7 protein-coding genes and 1 pseudogene are annotated in these 8,308 nt (G+C 76.8%); 2 read left to right on the forward strand and 6 right to left on the reverse strand.

Annotated elements, in window-relative coordinates; all coding sequences use genetic code 11:
- The 4 genes from crtI to idi form a co-directional block, all read right to left on the reverse strand.
- A partial coding sequence (crtI, locus tag ICW40_RS03825) for a phytoene desaturase family protein (RefSeq protein ID WP_221652509.1) occupies positions 1–854 on the reverse strand: 854 nt, incomplete at its 3' end.
- Entirely contained in the window at positions 851–1,726 is an 876-nt protein-coding gene (locus tag ICW40_RS03830; protein WP_221652510.1) for a phytoene/squalene synthase family protein, read from the reverse strand. The genes crtI and ICW40_RS03830, both read right to left, overlap by 4 nt.
- Entirely contained in the window at positions 1,723–2,997 is a 1,275-nt protein-coding gene (locus ICW40_RS03835; RefSeq protein WP_221652511.1) for a polyprenyl synthetase family protein, read from the reverse strand. Before ICW40_RS03835 ends, ICW40_RS03830 begins: the two co-directional genes overlap by 4 nt.
- Positions 2,994–3,530 carry an isopentenyl-diphosphate Delta-isomerase gene (gene idi / locus ICW40_RS03840; RefSeq protein ID WP_221652512.1) on the reverse strand — a complete coding sequence of 179 codons (537 nt, stop codon included), beginning with the start codon at positions 3,528–3,530 and terminating at the stop codon, positions 2,994–2,996. The genes ICW40_RS03835 and idi overlap by 4 nt, the downstream gene beginning before the upstream one ends.
- Positions 3,531–3,703: 173 nt before the next feature.
- On the opposite strand from idi, the gene ICW40_RS03845 reads away from it, so the two are divergent.
- Positions 3,704–4,480 (forward strand): glycosyltransferase family 2 protein, encoded by a 777-nt coding sequence (locus tag ICW40_RS03845; RefSeq protein WP_221652513.1) that lies wholly within the window; start codon positions 3,704–3,706, stop codon positions 4,478–4,480.
- Here ICW40_RS03845 and ICW40_RS03850 read toward each other — a convergent pair.
- On the reverse strand, positions 4,389–5,003 hold the full coding sequence (locus ICW40_RS03850; RefSeq protein ID WP_221652514.1) for a hypothetical protein: 615 nt from the start codon (positions 5,001–5,003) through the stop codon (positions 4,389–4,391). The genes ICW40_RS03845 and ICW40_RS03850 overlap by 92 nt on opposite strands.
- A gap of 49 nt (positions 5,004–5,052) precedes the next feature.
- On the opposite strand from ICW40_RS03850, the gene ICW40_RS03855 reads away from it, so the two are divergent.
- Positions 5,053–5,793 (forward strand): SDR family oxidoreductase, encoded by a 741-nt coding sequence (locus tag ICW40_RS03855; RefSeq protein ID WP_221652515.1) that lies wholly within the window; start codon positions 5,053–5,055, stop codon positions 5,791–5,793.
- 2 nt (positions 5,794–5,795) lie between these two features.
- On the opposite strand, the pseudogene ICW40_RS03860 reads toward ICW40_RS03855, so the two are convergent.
- A pseudogene (locus tag ICW40_RS03860) lies at positions 5,796–8,308 on the reverse strand (hypothetical protein); the annotation flags it as partial.

Here is an 8,308-nt window from a genome sequence, read left to right on the forward strand (position 1 = left end):
CGTCCCCGCACGCCCGCGGCCCGCGCGGCGGCGGCCCGCGCTCCGGCACCGCGCGACGCGGACCCGGGCTCCGCCGTCGTCGGCTCCGTCGTGATCCCGGCGACGCGCACACCCGTCCGGATCTCGGCACCCCCCGCGACCGCGAGGTCGTGGACCGCCTCGACGAGGCGGGCGAACCCGCCCTGCGGGTACAGGACGCCGTCGGCCAGGTCGAGCCGGCTCATGAGGTGGTACATCGACGGCGTGATGCGCGGCGCGGAGCCGAGGAAGACGGCCGGGTAGCCGAGCACCTGGCGCAGCCGCGGGTCGCGGAAGCGCGCCGCGACGTGCTGCTCGAGCGAGCGCGTCAGGAGCGCGGCGAGCCGCGGGAGCCGCGCGGCGACCTCCGGGTTGGCGAGCGGTCGCAGCGACGCGAACGTCGTGTAGAGGAAATGGCGCAGCGCCATCGCGTAGGTGTCCTCGGCCGTGGCGAGGTACTCCTCGAGCGCCGCGCCCGCCCCGGGCTCGATGCTCTCGAACAGGGCGACGTTGGCGTCCCGGTCCGCCGCGACGTCCATCGACCCGCGCCGCTCGAAGTACACGCGGTAGCCCGGGTCGAGGCGCACGAGGTCGAGCTGCTCGGCGGCCGACGTGCCGAGCAGCCGGAAGAAGTGGTCGAAGACCTCGGGCATGAGGTACCACGACGGCCCGGTGTCGAAGCGGAAGCCGTCGGCGGCCCACGAGCCGGCGCGGCCGCCGACGACGTCGCGCGCCTCGAGCACGGTCACCGCGCGGCCCTCGCGTGCGAGGAGGGCGGCGGTCGCGAGGCCGGCGATGCCCGCGCCGACGACGACGACGCGGTCGTCGGCGCTCACCGCGCGGTGGCCAGGGTCGACGCCAGGACGCCGGCGGCGACGCGGGCCTTGACCGGTCCGGGCACCCGGACCCGGACGCGCGCGATGTCGCGCGCCGGCGTGCGCTCGAGCCGCCGGGTCAGCTCCGCGAAGAGCCCGTACGCGAGCGCGACCGCACGCCGGGCGGACGGCGGCAGGCCGGGCAGGGACTGCGCCGCGAGCCTCAGGTCGCCGTCGATGTCCGCGAGGATCTCGAGCTTCTGCGCCTCGGTGAGTGCTGCGGGGTCGACGTCGACGAAGTAGCTCCGGCCGAGCCGCTCGCTGTCGTCGGCCAGGTCGCGTAGGAAGTTGATCTTCTGGAACGCCGCGCCGAGGGCGCGCGCGCCCGGCGTCAGCCGCGTGTACGCCGTCTCGCGTCCGGCGGCGGGCACGTCCAGCAGGAAGACCCGCAGGCACATGAGGCCCACGACCTCGGCGCTGCCGTAGACGTACTCGCGCAGGCTGTCGCCGTCGTGCGCGGTGCGGTGCAGGTCCATGCGCATCGAGGCGAAGAACGGCCGGGTCAGGTCCGGACCGATCCCCGCCTCGCGCGCCGTGCGCGCGAAGGCGTGCACGAGCACGTTGGTGCTGTAGCCCGTCGCCATGGCGCGCTCGGTCTCCTGCTCGAGGTCGCCCAGGAGCGCCTCGGCCGTCCCGTCCGCACCCGCCTCGCTCGCGGCACCGTCGACGACCTCGTCGGCGAGGCGCACGAGCGCGTAGACGTTGCGGATGCGCGTGCGCGCAGGCTCGGCGAGCAGGCGCGTGGCGAGCCCGAAGCTCGTCGAGTACTCCCGCACCACCACGCTCGCGGCCCGCTCGGCGACCGTGTCGTAGACGCTCAGCCTGCTGCTCACGCGGGAAGGCAACGCGCCTCCTCGACGTGGCGCTCGACGTCGGCGAGCGCGCGGCCGATCTGCTGCGCGACCGAGACGACGACCGCGGACGCGGCGGCCGGCAACGCGCCGTCGGCCATCCGGGCCTCGACCGCCGCGAGGTCGGTCCGGACCGCCTCCGCGACCATGGCCGGGGCGACGGACCGCGCGAGCGCGCGCCGCAGCCGTGCGGCGGTGGCCTGGTCGAGGTCCGGGCGCCCCACGTGGTCGGCCAGCTCCGCCCAGACCGGCATGGTCCGCGCGTGCAGGATGAGCGGCGTCCGCTTGCCCTCGCGCAGGTCGCTCAGGTTGCTCTTGCCGGTCTCGGCCTCGGGCGCGAAGACGCCGAGCAGGTCGTCGACCAGCTGGAACGCCCGTCCGAGCAGGCGGCCGGCGTCGTCGAGGCACGCCACGACCTCCGCGTCCGCACCCGCGACGACTGCGCCCGCGCGGAGCGGGGCGCGGAACGAGTACATCGCCGTCTTGGACTCGGCGACGCGCAGCGACTCGTCGAGCGAGGGGCTCTGCAGCCCGAGCCCGTACGCCGTGTCCGCGAGCTCGCCACCGGCCGAGACGAGGACGACCTCGTCGAGCAGGTCGCGCAGCGCGTCCCGGCGGGAGCGGGGGAGGTCGGCCCCGGCGATGAGCCGGTGCGCCTGGCTCAGCGCGAGGTCGCCCGCGAGGACGGCGGCCGCCTGGGACCACCGGTCCGCCGGCACGGTGGCGTGGCCCGCGTCGAGGGCGTCCCCGCGCATGGTGGCCGCGAGGTTGGGCTCGCCGCGGCGCACCGAGTCCTGGTCGATGAGGTCGTCGTGCACGAGGAACGCCGTGTGCAGCATCTCGAAACCCGCGGCGACGCTCACGGCCGCCTCGGGCTGGTCGCCCTCGAGGCCGGCGTGCATCGCGAGCACGATCGCCGAGCGGAACCGCTTCCCGCCGCGGACGCTGCGCGCGATCTCCGACCACAACCGCACGTAGTCCGCCCCGAAGGGCGCGGCACGACGCGCCGCGTCCTCGAGCACGTCGACGAGCAGGCGGTCCACCTGGGCGTCGGGCGACGGCGCCGTCTGCCCGTCGCGCGCTGCCTGCCCGTCGGGCGCCGCCTGCTGGTCGCGCGGCGCCTGCCCCTCCTGACCTGCGCGGTCGTCGGGGACGGCCTGCGGGCCGGGGCGGAGCGGGTGGTCGGCCGGGGCGGCGGGCCGGGCGGCGTGCGGGGTCGCGGCCTGGCGCAGCTGCGACCCGAGCGCGGTCACGACCCGCCGCCGTCGAGGAAGGGCAGCGCGGGTGCGGAGCTCACCAGCCACGGGCTGAGCGCCCACGGCGCGGCGTCGACCGCACGGCGCAGCGCGTCGAGCGTGACCCAGGCGTGGTCCATGACCTCGTCCGGGTTGGGCCGGACGTCGCCGACCGCGCGCGCCGTCCAGATCGGGCAGATCTCGTTCTCGACCACGCCCGACGCGTCGGTCGCGCGGTAGCGGAAGTCGGGGACCACCAGCTCGACGTCCTCGAGCTCGAGCCCGAGCTCGAACCGCGCGCGGCGCCGGACGGCGTCGGTCGGGTCCTCGCCCGGTCCGGGGTGGCCGCACACGCTGTTGGTCCACACGCCCGGCCACGTGCGCTTCGACAGGGCGCGGCGCGTGACGAGCACGGTGCCGTCCGGCCCGAGGACGTGGCACGAGAACGCCAGGTGCAGGGGCGTCTCGGCGGTGTGGACGGTCGCCTTGTCCGCCGTGCCCAGGCGGGCGCCGTCGTCGTCCAGCAGGATGACGCTCTCGGCGGTCGTCATGGTCTCCCCCTCGGAGGCCTGGCGGGTGGTCGCCCGGTCCGGGCGGCACGTCGTCGGAGTCGAAAAATGCTCAGCATGCTGAGCATAAGGTCAGGGTGCCAGGACGGCGCGGGCAGCGCCCGGTCGGACCATGGTGCGGCACACAGGACGAACCGGCCAGAGGAGGACGCACGGTGACGGGACCGCCCGGCGGGCTCACCCTCTCCGTCGTCATCCCCGTGCGCGACGACGCACCCGCGCTTCGGCGCTGCCTCGCGGCCCTGGCCGCCCAGACGCGTACCGCCACGGAGGTGGTCGTCGTCGACAACGGCTCCACCGACGACAGCGCCGCGGTCGCGCGTGCGGGCGGTGCGCGCGTCGTCGTCGAGCCCGCGCACGGCATCCCGGCCGCGGCGGCAACCGGCTACGACGCGGCCACCGGCGACGTCATCGTGCGGTGCGACGCGGACACGGTCCCGCCCCCCGGCTTCCTCGCCCGGGTCCAGGCGGCGTTCGCGGCCGACCCCGCGCTCGACGCCTTGACCGGGACGGGCACCTTCTACGACGTCGGCCCCGTGCGCGCGGCCGTCGTCGGGCGGCTGTACCTCGACGCCTACTACGTCCTCATGCACGCCGCGATGGCGCACCCGCCCCTGTGGGGCTCGGCGATGGCCGTCCGGCGCGAGGCGTGGCTCCGCGCCCGCCCGCTCGTCCACCTCGAGCGCGAGCTGCACGACGACGTCGACCTCGCCTTCGCGCTCGGGCCGCACGCGCGCATCCGCTACGACCGCGGACTGCGCGTCCGCGTGTCGGGGCGCTCCCTCGTCGGAGCGAGCCAGATGCGGCGGCGGTTCGACCGCGCGTTCCGCACGCTCCGGCTCAGCTGGGCGCGGACGCCCCCGTGGGAGCTGTGGGCCGCGCGCCTGGCGCCGTCGGGGCCGGACCGGCCGTCCGGCGCGCCCACACGCTGAGGCCCAGGCCCGCGAGCGCGGAGCCGAACCCGCCGATCGCCATGTCCTCGACGGTGTCCGCGTACTCGACGAAGATGGTCGGGTCGAGGTGCTTGTTGCCGAGGTACTCGGCGATCTCCCACAGCACGCTCAGCGCGAGCCCGACGCACGCCGTGACGACGACGACCCCACGCGGACCGGGCGGAAGACGCGGGTCCGTGACGGCACCGCGCCGCAGCAGCCCGAACCAGGCCACGGCGGCCACGACGCCCGTCGCGACGAGGTGGAGGGCGAGGTCCGTCCACCACACCGCCTGGTACACGTCGAGCGCGCCGAACCACGCGGCGACGATCAGCAGCACGCCGTACGCGACGTCGAGCGGCTGGGGCACGCGCAGCAGGCGCGGGACCAGCAGCCCGCCGGCCACGAGCGCGAACAGCATCGCGTCGACCGGGCCGCGCCACACGACGGCGACGACGAGGCTGACGAGCCCCGCGACGCGGACGACGTCGGCCGGGACGAACCGGCGCTCCACCTGCGGCATGGCGGTCACTCTAGGTGCGGGCCGTGATCACGCCACCTAGCGTGACGGCATGCGCATCGTCATCGCCGGCGGCCACGGCAAGATCGCCCTCCTCCTCACGCGCCGGCTCGCCGGGCGCGGCGACGACGTCGTCGGGCTGGTCCGCAACCCCGACCACGTCGCCGACGTCGAGGCGGCGGGCGGGAGCGGGCTCGTGCTCGACCTCGAGCACAGCTCCGTCCACGAGCTCGCGCCGGCGCTCGACGGCGCCGACGCCGTGGTGTTCGCGGCCGGAGCGGGGCCTGGCTCGGGCGCCGCGCGCAAAGACACGGTCGACCGGGGGGCGGCCGTGCTGCTCGCGGAGGCGGCGGAGCAGGCGGGCGTGCCGCGCTACCTGCTGGTCTCCTCGATGGGCGCCGGCGAGCCGGAGCAGGCGGGCGACGAGGTGTTCGGCGCGTACCTGCGCGCCAAGGCCGCCAGCGAGGCGGACCTGCGGTCGCGGCGGCTGGACTGGACGATCCTGCGCCCGGGCGGCCTGACCGACGACGACGCGACCGGCCGTGTGCACCTCGCGCCGTCGGTCCCGCGCGGGCAGGTGAGCCGGGACGACGTCGCCGCGGTGCTCGTCGCACTGCTCGACGAGGCGGCGTCCGCCGGGCTCACGCTCGAGGTCGTCGGCGGCGACGACCTGGTGGACGCCGCGGTGCAGGCGGTCTCGCGCGGCGAGCCGGGCGACGGCTCCGCGCACGCGCTCGAGGTCGAGCACCGCGAGGAGCCGCGCACGCGAGGCCGCCACCGCGCGGACGAGTGACGTCAGGCGCAGGGGCCGAGGTCGGTCCAGCGCGAGTCGAGCACCGGCGGCGGGAGCAGCGAGATCGACGTCACCTGGCGCTCGTACAGCCGGCCGCCGTAGGTCACGAGGTCACCGACCGCGTAGGTCCGGCCGAACTGCCACGCCGCGGCGCACGCGGGCACCGGGGCGGGCGCGACGCGGAGCGCGTGGCTGCCCGTGACCGAGAAGTCGCGGTGGCTCACGCGGGTCGTGAGGGCGACGTCGCGCGGCGCGTCCACCGCGCCGCGGACCTGGAGCGTCCAGGACGCGGTCGCGCCCGGCTCGACCGTGACGGTGCGCGAGCAGGTGCGCGTCGCGCCGTTCGTGCAGCTCCAGCCGCTGGCGTCCGCGGGGACGACGCCCGGCGGCAGCGTGGCCGAGAGCGCCACGCCCGCGGCCCGGCCGAAGCCCGAGTTGGTCACGTCGAAGCGGACGGTCGCCGTCTGGTCGCCCTGCGTCTGCGCCACGTCGAGCGACGTCGTCGCGGCGAGCACCGCGGGCGGCGGGACGAGGCGGACGGGACGCTCGATCAGCCCGCCGGCACCGGCTGCGCCCCGGAGCTCGACGGACACGGTGCGGTCGACGGCCGCGCTCGGCATCGCGCTCCGCACGGTCATGGTCACGTGCCGGGTCGAGCCGGCCCCGACCGTCACCGAGCGCTCGAAGGTGTCGCCCGTCACGGCGGTCCAGCCCGTCGAGTCGACGGGGACCATGCCCGTGGGCAGCGTGACGACGACGGCCACGTCGTCGGCGACACCACCCGTGTTCGCGACCACGACGGCGAGCGGGCTCGTGTGCCCGACCTCTGCCGCGAGTGACACGGACGACGTGGAGAGGTCGGCCGGGTGCACGACGTCGACCGGGAAGGTCACCGACTCGCCGACGGCGCCGCCCTCGCGGAGGTTCACCGTGACGTGGTGCCGCCCGCCCGTCACCTGGCCGGGCGGTGCGACGAGGCGGATCGGCACGGTCGCCTGACCGTCGGCGCGCACGACGAGGTCGCGCGCCGGGAGGGCCGAGCCGTCGTTGGTGCAGAGCGTCGTGCCGTCGGCGTTGGGCGTGCACTCCCAGCCCTGCCCGGCGGGCGCGATCCGGAAGCCCCGCGGGAGCAGCGCCTGCACGGTCGGGTAGCCGTCGGTGCCGCCCGAGTTCGTCAGCCGCACGACGGCGTCGATCGGTCCGGGGGCCGGGGCACCCGACCGCTCGAGGGCGATCGCGTAGTGGGCGGGGGCGGAGCGGACGGTCACGGTGGCCGCGTCGGCCACGGCGGGGTCGAGGCCGACGGCGCCCACGGTCGCGGTGACCGCCCCGGGTGCCGCGCGGTTGCGGATCGCCGGGTCGGCGACGGCGTCGAGCACGAGCGGCGAGCTCTCGCCGCGGGCCAGCCGGGCGACGTCGCACGTGAGCAGCGAGGCGTCACCGGGCGCGGGCGCGCACGTCCACGGGCTCCCGGCGACGGGGGCGCCGGTGACGTCCGGGGGGAGGTCGACCGTGGCGGTCGCCGGGACGGACGTCCGGCCGATGTTCTGCACCGGCACGGTCACGACGCCCGGCGTCCCGGCGACGAACGCCGCGGGGGCCGTGACCGCTCCCGCCACGAGTCGCGCGGGCGGCGACGCGACCTGCGCCGTCACCGTCGTGAACTCGGGCTCGGCCCCGTGGCCGGGCGTCCAGGCACGGATGCCGACCGGGAGGTCCCGCACGCCGTCGACGTCGGGGTCGACGACCGAGAGGTGGACGTTGAGCGACGTCGTCGAGCGGGCCTCCAGGCCGTCGCGCACGCACGAGGCGGTCACGGCGTCGGCGGGGGCGCACGTCCAGTCGGTGGCGCCTGCGGCCGTCCGGGCCGCACCGCCGCCGTCGACGGTCTCGGGGACCGCCACGACGGACCAGTCGGTGCCCTCGTCGAAGCGGAAGTCGGCGCGCACGGTCCCGGTGAAGGCGCCGCCCTCGTTGGAGATCTCGAGCTCGAGGGCGCCGGGCACGCCGGCGGTCAGGGTCACGGCGGGCAGCGACGGGATCCGGACCGCGGGCGGGTCGACGGGCTCGGGCTCGGGCTCCGGCTCAGGTGCGGGCTGGGGCTGCGGCTGGGTGCCGGGGTCGGTCGTCGGGTCGGCCGCGCCGGTGCCTGTGCCCGAGCTGCCCGCGGGCTCGTCGGCGGTCTCGTCCGCGGAGCCGGCCCCGTCGTCCGCCGGGTCGTCGCCCGCCGGGTCGCCCGTGCCCTCGTCCGTGCCGGTCGCGCCCGACTCCGCGTCGGCCGGACCCTGGGCCGCGCCGCCGGACGCCTGGAGGTCCTCACCCGGTCCCACGGGCTCGTCGTCCGCCGTCGGCGCGGGCTCGCTCGGCGCCGTGATCGGCGTCGGCTCGGTGGAGGTCTCGTCGGAGGAGAACGCGCCGAGCACGCCGGCCACGCCCACGGCAGCCGCGACGACGACGCCCGCCGCGGCGACGCCGAGGGCCCCGACGGGCACGGCCGCGAGCAGCGCGGAGAGGC

Source organism: Actinotalea ferrariae, assembly GCF_019733465.1.
Taxonomy (GTDB): domain Bacteria; phylum Actinomycetota; class Actinomycetes; order Actinomycetales; family Cellulomonadaceae; genus Actinotalea; species Actinotalea ferrariae_A.